The sequence below is a fragment of the Methylobacterium platani genome, from assembly GCF_001653715.1.
Lineage (GTDB): Bacteria > Pseudomonadota > Alphaproteobacteria > Rhizobiales > Beijerinckiaceae > Methylobacterium > Methylobacterium platani.
Map to the genome: position 1 here is coordinate 31,044 of NZ_LWHQ01000021.1, position 18,014 is coordinate 49,057.

Sequence of the window (18,014 nt, forward strand, 5' to 3'; positions counted from 1 at the left end):
CATGAACGCACGGGTGGACCGCGTCCTGTTCGTCGACGACGAGGAGACGGTGCGCGAGGCGTTGCACCAGTGGCTGACGCTCGCCGGCTACGCCGTCTCGACCCACGAGGACCCGGACGCGGCGCTCGCCGCCGTCGACGAGCGTTTTCCCGGCATCCTCGTCACCGACATGCGGATGCCCCGGATGGACGGGCTCGCGGTGCTGGAGCGGGCGCTCGGCCTCGACCCGGACCTGCCGGTCCTCCTCGTCACCGGCCACGGCGACGTGCCGCTGGCGGTCGAGGCGATGCGGCGCGGCGCCTACGACTTCATCGAGAAGCCCTTCGCCCCCGAGCGCCTCGCCGACGCGATCGGCCGCGCCTGCGAGAAGCGCCACCTCACCCTGGGTCTGCGCCGGCTCCGGGCGACCGCGGATGCGCGGGGCATCGAGAGCCGGCTGATCGGCACCTCGCGGGCGATGGAGACCCTGCGGCGCGAGGTGCTCGACCTCGCCGCGACCCCGGTCAACGTCGTCATCAACGGCGAGACCGGCTCCGGCAAGGAGCTGGTGGCGCAGTGCCTGCACGCCTTCTCGTCGCGGCGCGACGGCCGCTTCGTCGCGGTCAATTGCGGCGCCATCCCCGACACGATGGTCGAGAGCGAGTTGTTCGGCTACGAGGCCGGCGCCTTCACGGGGGCGGTCAAGCGCCGGATCGGCAAGCTCGAATACGCCCATCGCGGCACGCTCTTCCTCGACGAGATCGAGGCGATGCCGCTTCTCGGCCAGGTCAAGCTCCTGCGCGTCCTGCAGGAGAACCGGGTCGAGCGGCTCGGCGCCAACGAGCCGGTGGCGGCCGACCTGCGCACCCTCTGCGCCAGCAAGGTCGACCTGCGGGCCGAGGCGCGCGCCGGGTCGTTCCGGCCCGATCTCTACTATCGCCTCGGCGTGGCGGAGCTGCGCATCCCCCCCTTGCGCGAGCGGCGCGAGGACATCCCGCTCCTGTTCGAGCACTTCGCCGCGAAAGCCGCCGAGGCGCATGGCCGCGCGATGCGGCCCCTGGGCGCCCGCCACCTCCGCGACCTCGTCGAGAATCCCTGGCCGGGCAACGTGCGCGAGTTGCGCAACGCGGCCGAGCGCTACGCCTTCGGCCTCGACCGGCTCGGCGCGGCACCCGAGCCCGCCGAGAGCGGGCCGCCGCCGCTGGCCGCCCGCGTCGAGGCCTACGAGCGCGGCCTGATCGAACAGGCCCTGCAGGACGCCCAGGGCAACATCGCGGAGGCGATGCGCGTCCTCGATCTGCCGCGCCGGACGCTGAACGAGAAGATGCAGCGCTACGGGCTCAACCGCGGCGACTTCGTCGGGTAGCCGCGCCCGTCGGTCCGGCACGGCCCTTGCGCGCCGGACGTCGCGCCATACCCTCGCGCCCTAGCATCGCCACGTCGATGCCAGGGCGTCCGGCTCATCGGCGCCGCCGCGAGGAGAGAGATCTCGCGGGCTTAGCCGGCGCCTTCGAACGGGTCCGTTCGAAGGCGCGGCGGTATCGAACCGGACTTCCCACCGACGCCGGCCGGCAACGCCGGCGTTTCCCTCGATCACCCTCGCTCCTGGCCCTGCCGATGTCCGACACCTCCTCCGCCCCGCCCGCCGCCTGGGGCCCCCCGGTGATCCGCACCATCGCCATGCCGGCCGACACCAACCCGGCCGGCGACATCTTCGGCGGCTGGCTGATGGCGCAGATGGACCTCGCCGCCGGCAACGTCGCGGCGCGTCGTGCGCGGGGCCGCTGCGCCACCATCGCGGTCGAGGGCATGACCTTCCTGCAGCCGGTGGTCGTCGGCGACGAGGTCAGCCTCTACGCCGACATCGTCTCGGTCGGCCGCTCCTCGATCCGCATCCAGATCGAGGCCTGGCGCCGCGCCCGGGAGAGCGAGGAGACCATCAAGGTCACGCAGGCACTCTTCACCTTCGTGGCGATCGACGAGAACCGGCGGCCGCGCCCGGTGCCGGCGGCGGAGGCGCGGAGTGAGGCCATGCTGCGGGCCTGAGGGCTGACGGCGGAACGACGGGGCGCAGCTCGGCATCCGGCAGACCCGGGCCCGCGCCCCCGGCTGCACCCGGAGCATGGCCCGCCCCCCGCCCACCGCCTTGCTTTTGCATCATTTTGCCTGCCCATGCTGGCTCCGACGCGAGGGGCCGCGCCGGGCTCCGCACGATGATGCATGAGGATCCGCCGTGTCCGCCGCCTTGTCCGCCTCCTTGCCCGTCTCTCTGGATCGCCTCGGCTACGCCCACAGCCTGCTCGAGCGCCACTCCGCCGAGCGCAGCGGGCCGACCCCGACGCTCGCCGGCACGCCCGATGCGAGCCTGCTGCTGTTCTGCGGCGACGTGCCGGTGCTGCGGGTGAGGGAGGGCGGCGCCACCTGCCTGCTGGCGCCCGGGGACGCCGCGCGGGCCGGCGCGCCGGCGCTCGAAGTGTTCCTCGGCCGGGTCGGCGGGCGGCCGGCCTTCGCGGGCGCGCTGCCGGCGGATGCGGCGGCGCTCTACGGCGACGATCCGGCCTTCCGGGTGCTCGACGCGCGGGCGGTCGCCGTCGAGGGCGCGGTGCCGGCGCCCGAGATGGGCGTGCTCGCCACCGCCAAGTCGCTGCTCGGCTGGCACGCCCGGCACGGCTTCTGCGCGAATTGCGGCACCGCCACCACGCTCTCCTGCGGCGGCTACCGGCGCGACTGCGCCGCCTGCGGCACCGAGCATTTCCCGCGCACCGACCCGGTGGTGATCATGCTGGTGACGCGGGGCGACAGGTGCCTCCTCGGCCGCCAGGCCCGCTTCCTGCCGGGGGTCTATTCCTGCCTCGCCGGCTTCCTCGAACCGGGCGAGACCATCGAGGACGCGGTGCGGCGCGAGACCTTCGAGGAGGCCGGCGTGCGGGTCGGCACGGTGCGCTACCTCGTCTCCCAGCCCTGGCCGTTCCCGTCCTCGCTGATGATCGGCTGCGAGGGCGAGGCCGAAGGGGACGCCCTGGTGCTCGACCGGACCGAGCTCGAGGATGCGCGCTGGTTCACCCGCGACGAGGTGCGCCGGATGCTGGAGCGCACGCATCCGGACGGGCTGATGACGCCGCCGCCGATGGCGATCGCCCACGCCCTGGTGCGCACCTTCGCGGAGCGCTGACGATGGCGCGGTTTCACGGCATCATCCCCTACCTCGTCACGCCGCTCGATCCCGAGGGGCGGGTCGAGGCCGGGGCGATGGCGGCGCTCTGCGACGACCTGATCGCCGCCGGAATCCATGGCCTGACGCCGCTGGGCTCGACCGGCGAGTTCGCCTATCTCGACGAGGCGCAGAAGCGCGAGACCGTGGCGGCGGTGGTCGCGGCGGCGGGCGGCCGGGTGCCGGTGCTGCCGGGCGTCGCCTCGACGGCGATCCGCGGCGCGGTCGCGCAGGCGAAGGCCTGCCGGGCCGCGGGGGCGGACGGGATCGTGCTGATCCTCGACGCCTATTTCCCGCTGACGGAAGCGGAGGTCGAGCGCTACTTCCTGAGCGTGGCCGATGCCACCGACCTGCCGATCATCCTCTACACCAACCCGAACTTCCAGCGCGCCGACCTGTCGGTCGCCTCGATCGCGCGGCTGGCCCGCCACCCGAACATCGTCGGCATCAAGGATGCGTCGACCAATACCGGGCGGCTGCTCTCGATCATGAATCGCGTCGACGACGACCTCGACGTCTTCGCCGCCTCCTCGCACATCGCCGCGAGCGTGATGATGCTCGGCGGCAAGGGCTGGTTCGCCGGCCCGGCCTGCGTCATCCCGCGGGAATGCCTGGCGCTCTACCGGCTCTGCCGCGAGGGGAACTGGCCGGAGGCGGTGGCCTTGCAGAAGCGGGTCTGGGCCTTCAACGAGGTCTTCGCCCGCTACAACCTCGCGGCCTGCGTCAAGGCGGCCCTGGCGATGCAGGGCTACGCCGTCGGCGATCCGGTGCCGCCGCAGAGCCCGGCCTCGCCGGAAGCGCGCGCGGCCATCGCGGCGGCGCTCGCCGCCGTCACCGGCGAACCGTCGCGCGCGTGAAACATCGGCCGTGCAGGACGGCCGCACTCGACCTACGAAGGACCGAACGATGACCACCGACGCAGCCCGCGCCCGCTACGACGCCGCCCTCGCCATCGCCCGCGCCGCCGGCGAGACCGCGCTCGGCTTCTTCAATGCCCGCGACGAGCTGGTGATCGAGCAGAAGAGCGGCGCGCAGGACCTCGTCTCGCAGGCCGACCGCGAGGTCGAGCTCCTGATCCGCGCCCGCATCGCGCAAGCCTTCCCGGAGGACGGCGTGATCGGCGAGGAGCACGACCCGGTCCCGAGCCGGTCGGGCTACGTCTGGGTCGTCGATCCGATCGACGGCACCAGCCCGTTCCTCAACGGCCAGCCGAACTGGTGCGTGTCGATCGGCGTGCGCGGCCCCGAAGGCTTGGTCGCCGGGGTGATCGAGGCGCCGGTCCTGCGCGAGACCTACGCGGCGCTCGCCGGCGAGGGCGCCACCGTCAACGGCCGGCGCCTGCGCGTCGACCCGGAGGCGGTGCTGACCTCGGCCAATATCGGCTTCGGCGCGACCCAGAAGACCCCGCCCGCAGAGACCGCCGCCTTCGTGCTCGGCCTCTACCGCGAGGGCGGCGTGCTGTTCCGCAACGGCTCGGGCGCCCTGATGCTCGCCTACGTCGCCGCCAGGCGGCTCGCCGGCTACTACGATCCCGGCCTCAACGCCTGGGACTGCTATGCCGGCCTGCTGCTGGTGCGCGAGGCCGGCGGCGTCGCCGAGTATCTCGGCTCCGACGACATGCTCACCGGCGGCCTGCTCTATTCCGGCACGCCCGCGGTGGTGGCGGACCTGCGCCGCCTCGCCGAGGCGTCGCGGCAGGGGTGACCCGCGGGGGCGGCCCGGCGAGCCGCCCTCCCCGCACGGTTTCCGGCGGATCGCATCACTCCGCCGGCTGGTGCCGGCCCGCCTCCCCGTCGCCCCGGCTCGCCGGCAGGCGTCCGCGCCGCAGCGACAGGACGAGCCGCGTCACCCCCGTGCCGAGGCGGTCCATGTAGAGGTAGAGCACCGGCGTGATGAACAGGGTGAGGAGCTGGGACACCAGCAGCCCGCCCACCACCGCGACGCCGAGGGGCTGGCGCAGTTCGGCACTGGCGCCGTGGCCGATGGCGATCGGCAGCGTGCCCATCACGGCCGCCGCCGTCGTCATCATGATCGGGCGGAAGCGCAGGCCGCAGGCCTCGCGGATCGCCGCCGCCGGGCTCCAGCCCTGCTCGCGCTGGAGCACCAGGGCGACGTCGATCATCATGATGGCGTTCTTCTTCACGATGCCGATCAGCATCAGCACGCCGATGATCGCGATCACCGAGAGGTCCATCCCGAAGAGCTGCAATGCCCCGAGCGCCCCGATCGCCGCCGCCGGCAGGCCGGTGAGGATGGTGAGCGGGTGGATGAAGCTCTCGTAGAGGATGCCGAGCACGAGGTAGATGGTGATGACGGCCGCCGCCAGCAGCAGGCCCTGGTTGGCGAGCGCGTCCTGGAACACCTGAGCGGTGCCGGCGAAGGTCGTCGTGATGGTGCCCGGCACCCCGAGCGAGTCCTTGATCTCGGCGATGCGGTTCACCGCCTGGCCGAGCGCCACGCCGGGGGCGAGGTCGAAGGAGATCGTCACCGCCGGCAGGAGGCCGAGCTGGTTGATCGAGAGCGGGCCTGGCACCCGGGTGATGCCCGCCACCGCCGAGAGCGGGACGAGCTTGCCGCCGCTGGCGCGCAGCCGGATGTCGTCGAGCCGGTCGGCGGTCCAGTTCAGGCGCGGGTCGAACTCGGTGATGACCTGATAGCTGTCGGCGGTGCCGTAGATCGTCGAGACCTGGCGGGTGCCGAAGCCGGTATAGAGGGTCTGGCGGATCTGGTCGGAGGTGATGCCGAGGGCCTGGGCCTTGTCGGTATCGACCGTGACCTTGGCCTGGAGCGCGGCGTTCTGCAGGTCGCTGGTGACGCCCGCGAAAGTGGCGCGGTCCTTCGCCAGAGCCTCGGTCAGCCGCTCGGACCAGCGCTCGAGCCCCGGCCGGTCGAGGCCCTGCACGACATACTGGTACTGGCTCTTCGACTGGCGCCCGCCGAGGCGCAGGTTCTGCACCGGCGTGATGAACGAGGTCAGGCCCGGCACCGCCGCGAGATCGCGCCGCAGTTCCGCGATGGTCTTGGACAGCGGCGGGCGCTGGTCGCGGTCCTTCAATTCGACGAAGAACGAGCCCTGGTTGAGCGTGCCGGAAAAGCCGTTCGAGCCGGCGCGGCTCACCACGTGGGCCACCGCCGGATGGCGGGCGAGGATCACCTCGGCCTCGTGCTGGAGCGCGGTCATCGCGTCGAACGAGACGTCCTGGCCGGCCTCCGTGGCGATCTGGAGCTGGCCGATATCCTCGGAGGGGAAGAACCCCTTCGGGATGACGACGAACATCCAGGCGGTGAGCGCGACGGAGGCGAAGAACACCAGCAGCACCGCGAAGGGCCAGCGCAGGCAGAGGTCGACGCCGCGCTCATAACCCGCCTGCATCCGGGCGAAGCCGCGCTCGAACAGGTTTTTCTTGCCGTGCCCGGCGGCATCGGCCGGCAGGCGGGCGGCGAGCATCGGGGTCAGCGTCAGCGAGATCACCGCCGAGGCGACGATGGCGATCGTCACCACGATGGCGAACTCGTTGAAGATCCGCCCGACGACGCCCCCCATCAGCAGGACGGGGATGAACACCGCGACGAGCGAGATGGTGATCGACAGGATGGTGAAGCCGATCTCGCCCGCGCCCTTCAGCGCCGCCTCGAACGGCTTCATCCCCTCCTCGACGTGCCGGACGATGTTCTCCAGCATCACGATCGCGTCGTCGACGACGAGGCCGACCGCGAGGGTGAGGCCCAGGAGCGAGATGTTGTCGATCGAGTAGCCGAGCAGGTACATCGCCCCGAATGTGGCGATGATCGAGATCGGCACCGCCACCGACGGGATCAGCGTGGCGGCGAGCCGCCCGAGGAATAAATAAATCACCGCGACGACGAGCACGATGGTCAGCACCAGCGTGAACTGCACGTCGTGCACCGCCTCGCGGATCGAGAGCGAGCGGTCGTTGACGACGTCGATGGTGCCGCTGCCGCCCAATTGCTCCTGGAACTTCGGCAGCATGGCCCGCACCCGGTCGACCACGTCGACGGTGTTGGCGTCGGGCTGGCGCTGGACGGCGAGCACCAGGCCGCGGGTGCCGTCCTTCCACGAGGCGATGCGGTTGTTCTCGACCGAATCGATGACGCGGGCGACCTCGCCGAGGCGCACCGGGCGGCCGTTGCGCACCGCAACGATCACGTCGCGGAACCCGTCCGCGTTCATCAGTTGCGTGTTGGTCTGGATGGTGAGGTTCTGCCCCCTCCCCTCGACCACGCCGACCGGGGTCGAGGTGTTGGCGTTCTGGATACCCGCCTGGACCTCGTCGACGCCGATGCCGCGGGCGGCGAGCACGTTCGGGTCGAGCTGGACCCGCACCGCGAATTTCTGGCTGCCGAAGACCAGCACCTGGCCGACGCCGGTGATGGTGGACAAGGACGGCGAGATCACCGTCTGGGCGAAGGCGTCGAGCGTCGGCAGCGGCGTCGTCTCGCTCGACAGGGCGAGCAGGATCACCGGCGCGTCGGCCGGGTTGAGCTTGCGGAAGCTCGGCGGGATGGTGAGCTCGACCGGCAGCCGGCGCAGGGTGCGGGTGATCGCCGCCTGCACGTCGGCGGCGGCCTGGTCGATGTTGCGCGACAGCTCGAACTCGACGGTGATCGAGGTGAAACCCTGGTAGTTCGTCGCCGAGATCGTGGCGATCGACGGGATCGTCGAGAATTCCTTGATCAGCGGCGTCGCCACCGAGGCGGCCATCGATTCCGGCGAGGCGCCGGGCAGCTGCGCGGTGACCGAGATGGTCGGGAAATCCACGGTCGGCAGGGCCGCTACCGGCAGGAAGCGGTAGGCGAACAGCCCCGACAGCGTCAGGGCGATCGAGAGCAGGATCGTGGCGACGGGCCGGCGGATGAACGGGGCCGAGAGGTTCATGCGACTACTCGATCCGGGTGGGGGCGCCGGGCGCAGCCGCCTGCGCCTCGGTCGCGTCCTGCGGCCGCTCGGTGACGGGGAGCCCCGGGCGGACCCGGAACTGGCCCTCGACCACCACCCGCTCGCCGGCCTTCAACCCTTGAGCCAGGGCGGCGCGGCCGTCGCGGGAGGCCAGCACCTCGATCGCGCGGCGCTCAGCAACGCGGTCGGGCCGCACCACCCAGACGAAGCTGCCCTCCTGTCCCGGCTGCACCGCCGCCTGCGGCACCGTGACCGTGCCGGGCCGCGAGCCGAGATCGACCTCGATGCGGACGTACTGGCCGGGCCAGAGCCGGTCGTCCTCGTTGGGAAACAGCGCCCAGGCCGTCACCGTGCCCGAGGCCTGGTCGACGCTCGAATCGACGAAGGAAAGCCGGCCGGTCGCCAGCACCGCCTCGCCGCCGCTGGGATAGACCCGGACCGGCGCTGTGCCGGGGCGGGCGAGCGCGGCACGCAATCCGTCGAGGTCGCGCTCGGGCAGCGAGAAGGTGGCGCGCAACGGCCGCATCTGCGTGATGGTGACGAGGCCGGTGCCGGCCGATTCGTTGCCCTTGACGAGGTTGCCGGTGGTGACGAGCACCCGGCCGAGGCGGCCGGCGATCGGCGCCCGCACGGTGGTGTAGTCGAGCCGGACCCGGTCGGCCTCGATCGCCGCCTGCGAGGCCGCGACGTTCGCCGCCGCGACCTTGGCCTCGGCCGAGGCGACGTCGAACTGCGCCTGCGAGGCGGAGGAGCGCGACAGCAATTCGCCGACGCGCCGCACGTCGTTCTGGGTCCGCACCTGGGTCGCCTGGTCGCGGGCGAGGGCCGCCTCGTCGCGGGCGAGCTGGGCCCGGATCTCGCGGTCGTCGAGGCGGTAGAGCACGTCGCCGGCCTTCACCACCTGGCCGTCCCGGGCGAGCTGCTCGGTGATGACCCCGTCGATGCGCGGCCGCACGATCACGCTCGCCATCGGCTCGACCCAGCCCACCGCCGAGCGGGTGAGCGCGAGGTCGGTGATCCCGGCCGCTACCGTGGTGACGACGGGGCGCGACGCGGCGGGATTAGCCGGCGCCGGGGGAGCCGGCGGCACGTAGGCGACCGGCAGGTGCTCGGGCAGGGCCTGGGCGAGGGCCGGCGGCAGCGACCCCCGGGCGGTGCTCCAGGCCGCGCCCGTGTCGCCGCCGTGGCGCTGCACGAGCCATCCCGCCCCGGCCGCGAGCAGCGCCAGGAGGACGAGGACGAGGCGGATCATCGCGGGGCTCCGTCAGGATGGGCGGCGGCGCTCAGGCCGTGGAGGAAGAAATCGGCGACCGCCGAGGAGGCCGGCGCGCGCCGGCCGGTGCCGTGCACCGCCATGCGGATGCCGCCGAGGATCATCAGCACCGCGAGGTCGACGTCGGGCACGGCGAGCTCGCCGGACGCGATCCCGGCCCGCAGCACCTCGGCCAGGGCGCCGCGCAGGCCGTCGAAGCCCTCGCGCAGGACGCGCCGGCTGCGCTCGCCGAATTCGGCGCCGCGCCCCTCGATCGCGGTGAGCGCCGGCGACAGCGCGCCGATGCGCTCCAGCACCAGCCCGACCGCCCGGCGCAGCCGCGCCGCGGCATCCCGCTCGGGGATCGCCCCGACGGCGTCGCGCAGCTCGGCCAGCGTCCAGGCGAGGCCGGCGATGAACAGGGCTTCCTTGGTGGGGAAGTAGCGATAGAGCGTCGGCTTGGCGACGCCGGCCGCGGCCGCCACCGCGTCCATGTGGACGGCGGCGTAGGGAAGCCCCGAGAACAGCGCCATCCCGGCTTCGAGGATGCGGCGGCGACGTCTGGGATCGAGCGCGCGCTCGGGTTGAGGGCGCGCGACGGGAGGGCGATCGGCGTGGCGTGCGGCGTCGCTCATGAAGGCCTAACTGAACTGACGGGTTCAGTTAGGGGTGCGGCGTGCCGGACTGGCAAGCGTTCGTTTCTGCGACATGATGGCGCAACATGGGCGTCCGGGGATAACGATCCTGCCGGGCGGACGCGCGCCGATCCGGCGATGCCTATCGCAGCAGCGGATCGGGCTGGTAATCCTTGCGCAGCCTGGTCACCTGATCGGGCGTCAGCGCATACGGCGCTGTCGCATCGGCGAGAGACCCGGAGAAGATCCGCAGGTCGTTCCGGGCTACCTTCAGGATGTTCTCGCCGCTGTACAAGCCGTATGCGACCGGGACGATCACGGTCCCGGTGATGCCGCGCCCGAATACGGCAAATTTGACATCCCAATGCTCTGGCGTCGCCGAGAGCCTGCAATGCATGTTGGCTACGCCGAACGACACCTTGTCCATCGTCGTCCTCCTCCGCGCATCCGGTCCGCGGTCGGGAAGTACAACCTTCGATCGACATTCCTGCTGTCGATGCATCTGAAAATCCGGGCTATCCCCAATCATCGCAGCCGACTGTCAGTCACAATCGGAGACGTGATTGTGGAAGCTCTTACTATTTTTGGGCCGGTCGGGCCCGGACTTAATATGTTAACAGGTTAAGCCGCTCGCTTCACTGCTCGGCGAGACAAAAAGGACTGTTGTCCTATTCGCGGGCCGTCAGGCCGGGCTCGAGTGGCGCGATGGGGCAACGAGCCTGACGCCGTCCACCCGGGGGTCCGTTCGAGCGGGATCTTCTTTCATGAGCCGAAAACAGCAGGACATATCCCACCCTCCAACCCCATCCTGGGGTGAAAGCGTGGGATATCCATGATCATCCCGGTTTTGCCGATGGAGGCACCGCTCGAACAGGCTCCGACCGCCGGCGTCGCGCGGGCACCGGGAGGAGCGATCGGGCCGCCGACGAGCGACGGATCCGCCCCCGGCGGGTCCGTCCTCGCGGCCGGGCCTCAGACCAGATGGATCGCGTGCGGCGCGAACAGCCCGACCGCCAGCATCGCGACCCCGATCACCCCCAGCGCCCCGCCGGCGAAGCCGAGCGCGACGATGCCGGTGATGACCTCGGCCGAGGCGAGCACGATGCCGATCTGGAAGGCGGCGGAGCCGAGCTCGTAATGGTGGTAGCGGGCCAGCGCGAGGTCGCGCTTCTCCTCGGCCTTCTTGGCCTTGGCGGCGAGTTCCTTGCGGCCGTCGCCGGAGGCCGGGTCGGAATCCCAGCGCGCCATGGTCTTGGCCCATTCCTCGACCTGCTTCTTCACCGCCTCCGGCGAGGCGCTCGGCTCGAGGGCGATCTGCTCGCTCGCCGTCTTCAGCACCGTGGCGCGGATCGTGCGGGCCTGGAAATAGGCCCAGAGGTTCGAGGATTCGACGTTGGCGCCGAGCGCGTCGGTCTGCGCGCTCTTCGCCAGGGTCTCGCCGAGGGCGAGGAACAGCGCCAGGACCGAGATCAGCAGCGCGATTTTCTTGTTGGAGCTGTCCGCGGCTCCGTGACCACCCGACATCGTCGTCCCCCTCACCTTGACGTCATCACCGGCGCATCCGGCATCCCGCCCGGCGAAACCCTGCGGCAGGACGAAGACCAGCCGTGCCCGCGACACGGCGAATCGGCGGCGCCCGCGCCTTCATAGCCGGGCCGCGCCCGCCTGCCAGCCCCCGCTTGCGGCGCGGCCGCCGAGCGGGCACGCCTCACGCCACGGCCCCGCCCGCGGGCCGATCCGGAGAGACGCCCGCCATGCCGCATGCCCGCCGCCGCCTGCCCGCCCGCCTCGTCGCGGTCCTCCCGGCGTTCCTCGTCGGGATCGCCTCCGCCCTGCCCGCCCGGGCCGCGGCGCCGGACTGGCCCGACACCTATCTCTCGCGCGTCGAGGCGACCGCGGTGGTGCAGAGCCTCAACGCCGCCCTTCTGGCGAGCCGCAGCGCCACCGCGACGCTCGAAGGGTGGTGCGCCGCCCACCGCATGGCCGAGGCGCCGCGCCTCGTCGCCCGGCTGGAGCGGGGCGTCGACAAGCCGGCGACGCCCGAGACCCGCAAGCGCCTCGCGGTCGGGCCGGACGAGCCCCTGCGCTACCGCCGGGTGCGGCTCGCCTGCGGTGACCACGTCCTGTCGGAGGCCGACAACTGGTACGTGCCCGCCCGCCTGACCCCGGAGATGAACCGGGTGCTGGAGACCACCGACACGCCGTTCGGCCGGGCGGTGTCGTCGCTCGGCACCACCCGCCAGACCGTCGGCGCCGAGCCGCACTGGCAGCCCCTGCCGGAGGGCTGGGACCAGGCGCCGCCCCCGGCCCCGGCCTGCGGGACGCTCGCGGTGCCCGCGCACCTGTTCAGCCACCGGGCGGTGCTGTTCACGGGCGAGCGCCAGCCGTTCTCCGAGGTGGTCGAGACCTATACGCGGGAAGTGCTGGACTTCGCCCGCGCCCCGCGCCCGGCGGACCCGGCCTGTCCCAAGCCCTGACGGCGATCCCGGCGGACCGGGCGGACGGGCGTCGACCGGTGGGCAGCAGACTTGCATCCGGGGCAGGAACCCGAATGCTCCCGATCTGTATGTTCAGGCCGGGCCCGACGGAGGACGACCGACGCGGATGGACACGACCCTGACCCTGCTCGACCTCTGCGGCGCGGTGGCGCTGCTGCTCTGGGGCATCCACATGGTGCAGACCGGGGTGCAGCGCGCGCTGGGCCCGCACCTGCGCCGCCTGCTCGGGGTCGCGCTCGGCAACCGGGTCAAGGCGCTGGCGGCGGGCCTCGGGGTCACGGCGCTCCTCCAGAGCAGCACCGCGACCGGCCTGATGGTCGCCTCCTTCGCCGGGGCCGGGCTGGTGGCGGTGGTGCCGGCGCTCGCCGTGATGCTCGGCGCCAATATCGGCACCACGCTCATCGTGCAGGTCCTGTCCTTCGACGTCGCCCGGGTGGCACCGGTCCTGGTGCTGGTCGGCGTGATCCTGTTCCGCCGCGGCGCCGAGCCGCGCACCCGCGACCTCGGCCGGGCGGCGATCGGCCTCGGGCTGATGCTGATGGCGCTTTCGCGCCTCGTCGAGGTGATTCAGCCCTACGAGGACGTGCCGGCCCTGCGGGTGCTGCTCGGGGCCGTCGCGACCGATCGGCTGGTCGCCCTGGTGATCGGCGCGGTGCTGACCTGGGCGGCGCATTCGAGCGTCGCGATCGTGCTCCTGGTGATGTCGTTCACCCAGGCCGGCGTCCTGCCGCTGGAGGCCGGGATGGCGCTGGTGCTCGGGGCCAATCTCGGCTCGGCCCTCAACCCGGTGCTGGAAGGCGCGCGCGACGGCGAGGCGGCGGGGCGCCGGGTGGCGCTCGGCAACCTCCTGACCCGGGCCGCCGGCTGCGCCGTCGCCCTGCCCTGCCTCGGGCTGATCGGCCCGCACCTCGTCACCTGGCAGCCGGACCTGTCGCGGGCGGTGGCGGATTTCCACACCGCCTTCAACCTCGTGCTCGCGCTGGTCTTCCTGCCGGCGCTCACCCCCTTCGCGGCCCTGCTGCGCCGGCTGGTGCCGGAGCGGATCGACGCCCACGATCCCGGTCGGGCGCTCCACCTCGACGAGGCCGCGCTCGAGACGCCGCCGGTGGCGCTCGGCGCGGCCGGCCGCGAGGCCCTGCGGATGGCCGACGTGCTCGCCGAGATGATGGCCGGCGCCGGCGAGGCGCTGACCGGCGGCGACCGCACCAAGGTCGCGCAGATCCGCCGCATCGACGACACCCTCGACCGGCTCAACGCCGCCATCAAGGCCTACCTGGTCCGCCTCGATCCCGAAGCCCTGAGCGAGGACGACGAGCGCCGGATCGCGGCGCTGCTGGCCTTCACCACCAACCTGGAACATGCCGGCGACATCCTCTCGCGCAACGTGATGACCCACGCCGCCAAGCGCCTGAAGCGCGGGCTCGCCTTCTCGGCCGACGGCGCGGCCGAGGTGGAGGCGCTGCTGGCGCGGCTCCAGGCCAATCTCGGCGCGGCGGGCGCGGCCTTCCTGACCGAGGATCCCCGCGCCGCCCGGCGGCTGGCCGACGAGAAGGCGGTGTTCCGGGATCTCGAGGCGCGGGCGACCGAGGGCCATTTCCGCCGCCTGCGGCAGGCCGGCGGGGTCGCGGGCCCGGGTCCGGCGGAGGCCGCCGCGCTCTATCCGGACCTCGTGCGCGACCTGAAGCGGGTCAACGACCACCTCGTCGCCGGGGCCGCCTACCCGATCCTGGAGAGCCGGGGCGCCCTGCGCGCGAGCCGGCTCGAGGCGCCGTGATGTCGCGTCCTCCGGGACACGGCATCCGGAGCCGGCACGGCGCCGAAGCGGCGTCGCGACCCGCTCAGCGCGGCGCCAGCGCCTGTTCCAGCCCGGCGAGGTGCCGGGCCGCCGCTGCCGCCGCGTCGCGCTCGATGGCGCGGTAGGAGGCGATCAGCCGTTCGCCGAGCGGCGTCAGCCGGGCCCCGCCGCCGCTGCGCCCGCCGACCTGCCCGGCGACCACCGGCTCGGCGAAGGCGCGGTTCAGCTCGTCGGCCAGCATCCAGGCCCGGCGATACGACATCCCGAGCGCGCGGCCCGCGGCCGAGATCGAGCCGTGGGCGGCGATGGCCTCGAGCAGGCGGATCTTGCCCGGCCCGACCCGGATCCCGGGGGCGAGGTCGAGGCGGAGGCTGAGCGTGGACATGCGGGGCTCGAAGTTCTGGGACGAAGCGGCCTGCGGAACGACCCGGCCGGCGAGGGCGGGCACGCCGGTGCCCGGCCGCCGCGTCGATCCCCCTCGTAGCACGCCCCGGCCGATCCGCCGTGCCGCGAGATGCCGGTGCGACCTTTCAGTCTTGACAGACTGACATGTCAGCGTGATCCTGCTCCCGGAGGCACCGTCGGGATGAAGCAGCGCGACCAGGCCTACGACGCCTTCGTCCAGCACCTGCTCGGCGGGCATCTGGCCCCAGGCTCCTTCGTGACGCAGCGCGAGCTCGTCGCGCTCACCGGCCTGCCCCTCGGCGCCGTGCGCGAGATGATCCCGCGGCTCGAAGCCGACGGGCTGATCGCGACCCTGCCCCAGCGCGGACTCCAGGTCGCGGCGGTCGACCTGCGGCTGGTGCGGGAGGCGTTCCAGCTCCGGGAGATCATCGAGACCGCGGCGGTGGCGCATTTCGCCCGCACCGCGCCGGCCGCCCTGGTGGCCGCGCACCGGGCCGCGCACGACCGCGTCAGCGCGGCGGCGCGGGGGGGCATCACGCCTGCGCTGATCGCCGAGGCGCAGGCCATCGACTGGGGCTTCCACGACGCGGTCGTCGCCCATCTCGGCAACGGTCTCGTCAGCGAGATCCACCGGGTCAACCTCATCCGCATCCGGGTGATCATGCAGAGCCGCGTCGCGCTCTCGCCCGAGGCGCTGCCGCCCGCCTTCGTCGAGCACGCGGCGATCCTGGCGGCGGTGGAGGCGCGCGATCCCGACGCCGCCGCCGCGGCCCTGCGCCGCCACCTCGACACCTCGCGCCGCCGGGCCCTCGGCCTCGATCCCGAGGACGCCGCGCCCGCCTCTCCCGCCACCCCCTGAGAACCCGGCGCGCGACGCGCCGTCCCGGAGGACCTCATGAACGACGCCATCACCGGCCTGTGGGTCGCCCTCGCCACGCCGCTCGACGAGGACGGCGCGGTCGATCACGACGCCCTCGTGCGCCACGTCCGGTTCCTGATCGAGCGGGGCTGCGACGGCGTGGTGCCGTTCGGGACCACCGGCGAGGGCACGTCGTTCTCCGCGTCCGAGCGCCTCGCCGCGGTCGAGGCCCTGCTCGCCGCCGGCATCCCGGCGGCGCGGATCGGCCTCGGCACCGGCATGCCGGCGATTCCCGACGCGGTCGCGCTGACGAAGGGCGCCCTCGCCCTCGGCCTCGTCCACGCTCTCGTGCTGCCGCCCTACTTCTACCGCGACGCGACCGAGGCCGGGATCGTCGACGCCTTCGCGGCCTATCTCGACGGCGTCGGCGACGACCGGCTGCGGGCGAGCCTCTACCACATCCCGCAGACCTCCGGGGTCGGGCTGCCGCCGGCGGCGGTCGCGACCCTGCGGGCGCGCTACGGCCGGCTCGTCGCCGGGGTCAAGGACAGCTCGGGCGACTTCGCCCAGTTCCGGGCGTTCCGGGCCGCGGCGCCGGACGTCGCGGTCTGCGTCGGCAACGAGGCCGACATCGCCCGGGCGCTCGCCGAGGGCGGGGCCGGCACGATCTGCGGCATGGCCAATCTCGTGCCGGATCTGGTGCGGGCGATGTTCGCCGATCCCGCCGCCGAGGGCCCGATGCGGGCGGCGATCGGCCTCATCGCCGGGCCGTTCGTGCCGGTGCTCAAATCCGCCCTCGCCGCGACGACCGGCGAGGCCGCCTTCGGCCGGGTGCGCCCGCCGCTGGTCGCGGCGGAGGCCGGGATCGGGCAGCGCATCGCGGCCGAGCTCGCCGGCCTCGCCCGCGCCGCGGCGGCGTGAGACAACGCGAAGGCCATCGCGACGAGCGGCGATCCCACGCCGCCGCACCCCGGGAGGAGAGACCTATGACGGCGATGCCGGACGCAGCCCGCGACGAGGCGGTCCTCGCCGCCCTCGTGGCGGAACTCGGCGCGAGGACGGTCCTCTCCGGCCCCGATCTGCCGGCCCGCAACGCCTCCGACTGGAGCACGCTCGGCCCGCAGGCGCCGCTCGCGGTGGTCCGCCCGGCCACCACCGAGGCGGTCGCCGCCGCGATGCGGATCTGCGCCGCCCACGGCGTGCCGGTGGTGCCGCAGGGCGGCCTCACCGGCCTGTGCGGCGGCGCCCGGCCGGTGCCCGGCGCGGTCGCCCTGTCGCTGGAGCGGATGACCGGGATCGAGGCGATCGACCCGGCCTCCGCCACGATGACGGTCCGGGCCGGCACCCCGCTCCAGGTCGTGCAGGAGGCCGCCGACGCGGCCGGTTTCCTGGTGCCGCTCGATCTCGGGGCGCGGGGCTCCTGCGCCATCGGCGGCAACGCCTCGACCAATGCCGGCGGCAACCGGGTCATCCGCTACGGCATGACCCGCGACATGATCCTCGGCCTCGAGGTGGTGCTGCCCGACGGCGGCACGGTCACCGCCCTCAACACGATGATCAAGAACAACGCCGGCTACGACCTCAAGCACCTGTTCATCGGCTCGGAGGGCACGCTCGGCATCATCACCCGGCTGGTGCTGCGGCTGTTCCCGAAGCCCGCCTGCACGGTCGCGGCGCTCTGCGCCCTGCCGGACTACGCCTCGGTGGTCGGCCTCCTGGCGGCGGCCCGGGGCGGCCTCGGCCCGATGCTGTCGGCCTTCGAGGTGATGTGGCCGGATTACTGGGAGACGATCGGGGCGATGCCGGGCGTGCGGGTGCCGCTGCCGCAGGGCCACGCCGCCTACTGCCTCGTGGAGGCGCAGGGCACCGACGAGGCCTACGACGCACCGCGCTTCCAGGCCTGGATCGAGCGGCAGGCCGAGGCGGGGCTCCTCGCCGACGCGGTCCTGTCCCGCTCGCTCGCCGACGTGAAGGCGTTCTGGGGCGTGCGCGACGCCTGCTCGGAATTCCCGCAGGTGCTCGGCCCCCACGAGCCCTTCGACATCGGCCTGCCGGTCGCGGCGATGGACGCCTACGTGCGGGCCTGCAAGGCCGCCCTGTCCGAGCGCCTGCCCGGCGCCTTCGCGCTGTTCTACGGCCATATCGGAGACGGCAACCTGCACATCGTGGCCGGGTTGAGGGGCGCCGACCCGCAGCCGAAGGACGCGATCCAGGAGGTGGTCTACGGCCTGGTGCGGGAGTTCGGCGGTACGGTCTCGGCCGAGCACGGCATCGGCCTGACCAAGAAGCCGTGGCTCGGCCATGTCCGCTCGGAGGCCGAGATCGCCCTGATGCGGCGCCTCAAGGCGGCGATCGACCCGGACGGCGTGCTCAATCCCGGCAAGGTCGTGTAGGAACGCTGCGTCGGCCCGGACGGGTCTGCGCCGCGGGCGCCGGACCCCTGTGCGGCGACCCGTCGATCG

Annotated in this window: 16 protein-coding genes; 10 read left to right on the forward strand and 6 right to left on the reverse strand. The window is 73.0% G+C overall.

Translation table 11 applies throughout. The features are described 5' to 3' along the window. The first annotated feature begins 1 nt into the window (after window position 1). The 5 genes from A5481_RS12025 (at window position 2) to A5481_RS12045 (ending at window position 4,894) form a co-directional block, all read left to right on the forward strand. Window positions 2-1,345: a sigma-54-dependent transcriptional regulator gene (locus A5481_RS12025; RefSeq protein ID WP_048433434.1), complete on the forward strand. Its 1,344-nt coding sequence runs from the start codon at window positions 2-4 to the stop codon at window positions 1,343-1,345. A gap of 251 nt (window positions 1,346-1,596) precedes the next feature. Further along, window positions 1,597-2,025 carry an acyl-CoA thioesterase gene (locus A5481_RS12030; protein ID WP_064503963.1) on the forward strand — a complete coding sequence of 143 codons (429 nt, stop codon included), beginning with the start codon at window positions 1,597-1,599 and terminating at the stop codon, window positions 2,023-2,025. Between the two features lie 211 nt (window positions 2,026-2,236). Further along, window positions 2,237-3,151, forward strand: a complete 915-nt coding sequence (gene nudC, locus A5481_RS12035) for an NAD(+) diphosphatase (RefSeq protein ID WP_156311736.1) — start codon at window positions 2,237-2,239, stop codon at window positions 3,149-3,151. Window positions 3,152-3,153: 2 nt separating this feature from the next. After that, on the forward strand, window positions 3,154-4,047 hold the full coding sequence (locus A5481_RS12040; RefSeq protein WP_048432563.1) for a dihydrodipicolinate synthase family protein: 894 nt from the start codon (window positions 3,154-3,156) through the stop codon (window positions 4,045-4,047). 49 nt (window positions 4,048-4,096) lie between these two features. Further along, window positions 4,097-4,894 (forward strand): inositol monophosphatase family protein, encoded by a 798-nt coding sequence (locus tag A5481_RS12045; RefSeq protein WP_048432562.1) that lies wholly within the window; start codon window positions 4,097-4,099, stop codon window positions 4,892-4,894. 55 nt (window positions 4,895-4,949) lie between these two features. On the opposite strand, the gene A5481_RS12050 is transcribed toward A5481_RS12045, so the two are convergent. The 5 genes from A5481_RS12050 to A5481_RS12070 all read right to left on the reverse strand — a co-directional run bounded on the left by A5481_RS12050 (window position 4,950) and on the right by A5481_RS12070 (window position 11,519). Then, entirely contained in the window at window positions 4,950-8,087 is a 3,138-nt protein-coding gene (locus A5481_RS12050) for an efflux RND transporter permease subunit (RefSeq protein WP_048432561.1), read from the reverse strand. 4 nt (window positions 8,088-8,091) lie between these two features. Further along, the gene (locus tag A5481_RS12055) at window positions 8,092-9,360 is read right to left on the reverse strand and encodes an efflux RND transporter periplasmic adaptor subunit (RefSeq protein ID WP_048432560.1); all 1,269 of its coding nucleotides are present in this window, start codon (window positions 9,358-9,360) and stop codon (window positions 8,092-8,094) included. Next, entirely contained in the window at window positions 9,357-9,995 is a 639-nt protein-coding gene (locus tag A5481_RS12060) for a TetR/AcrR family transcriptional regulator (protein WP_048432559.1), read from the reverse strand. Before A5481_RS12060 ends, A5481_RS12055 begins: the two co-directional genes overlap by 4 nt. Before the next feature lie 142 nt (window positions 9,996-10,137). Then, the gene (locus tag A5481_RS12065) at window positions 10,138-10,422 is read right to left on the reverse strand and encodes a hypothetical protein (protein ID WP_048432558.1); all 285 of its coding nucleotides are present in this window, start codon (window positions 10,420-10,422) and stop codon (window positions 10,138-10,140) included. Window positions 10,423-10,967: 545 nt separating this feature from the next. Beyond that, window positions 10,968-11,519, reverse strand: a complete 552-nt coding sequence (locus A5481_RS12070) for a DUF4337 domain-containing protein (protein WP_048432557.1) — start codon at window positions 11,517-11,519, stop codon at window positions 10,968-10,970. A gap of 230 nt (window positions 11,520-11,749) precedes the next feature. Here A5481_RS12070 and A5481_RS12075 point away from each other — a divergent pair, with 230 nt between their 5' ends. Further along, a complete protein-coding gene (locus A5481_RS12075) occupies window positions 11,750-12,472 on the forward strand; it encodes a hypothetical protein (RefSeq protein WP_048432556.1) in 723 nt (240 codons plus the stop codon). Window positions 12,473-12,599: 127 nt separating this feature from the next. After that, complete coding sequence (locus A5481_RS12080; protein WP_048432555.1) at window positions 12,600-14,267, forward strand: Na/Pi cotransporter family protein; 1,668 nt, start codon at window positions 12,600-12,602, stop codon at window positions 14,265-14,267. Window positions 14,268-14,331: 64 nt separating this feature from the next. Here A5481_RS12080 and A5481_RS12085 read toward each other — a convergent pair whose 3' ends face one another. Further along, a complete protein-coding gene (locus A5481_RS12085) occupies window positions 14,332-14,673 on the reverse strand; it encodes a winged helix-turn-helix domain-containing protein (RefSeq protein WP_048432564.1) in 342 nt (113 codons plus the stop codon). Window positions 14,674-14,874: 201 nt separating this feature from the next. Between A5481_RS12085 and A5481_RS12090 the strand changes: the two genes are divergently transcribed. The 3 genes from A5481_RS12090 (at window position 14,875) to A5481_RS12100 (ending at window position 17,945) form a co-directional block, all read left to right on the forward strand. After that, window positions 14,875-15,552, forward strand: coding sequence for a GntR family transcriptional regulator (locus A5481_RS12090; protein WP_048432554.1), 678 nt, complete (start codon window positions 14,875-14,877; stop codon window positions 15,550-15,552). A 36-nt stretch (window positions 15,553-15,588) separates the two neighbouring features. Then, on the forward strand, window positions 15,589-16,473 hold the full coding sequence (locus A5481_RS12095; RefSeq protein ID WP_048437288.1) for a dihydrodipicolinate synthase family protein: 885 nt from the start codon (window positions 15,589-15,591) through the stop codon (window positions 16,471-16,473). Window positions 16,474-16,538: 65 nt separating this feature from the next. Then, window positions 16,539-17,945: an FAD-binding oxidoreductase gene (locus tag A5481_RS12100; protein ID WP_048437289.1), complete on the forward strand. Its 1,407-nt coding sequence runs from the start codon at window positions 16,539-16,541 to the stop codon at window positions 17,943-17,945. Window positions 17,946-18,014: the final 69 nt, after the last annotated feature.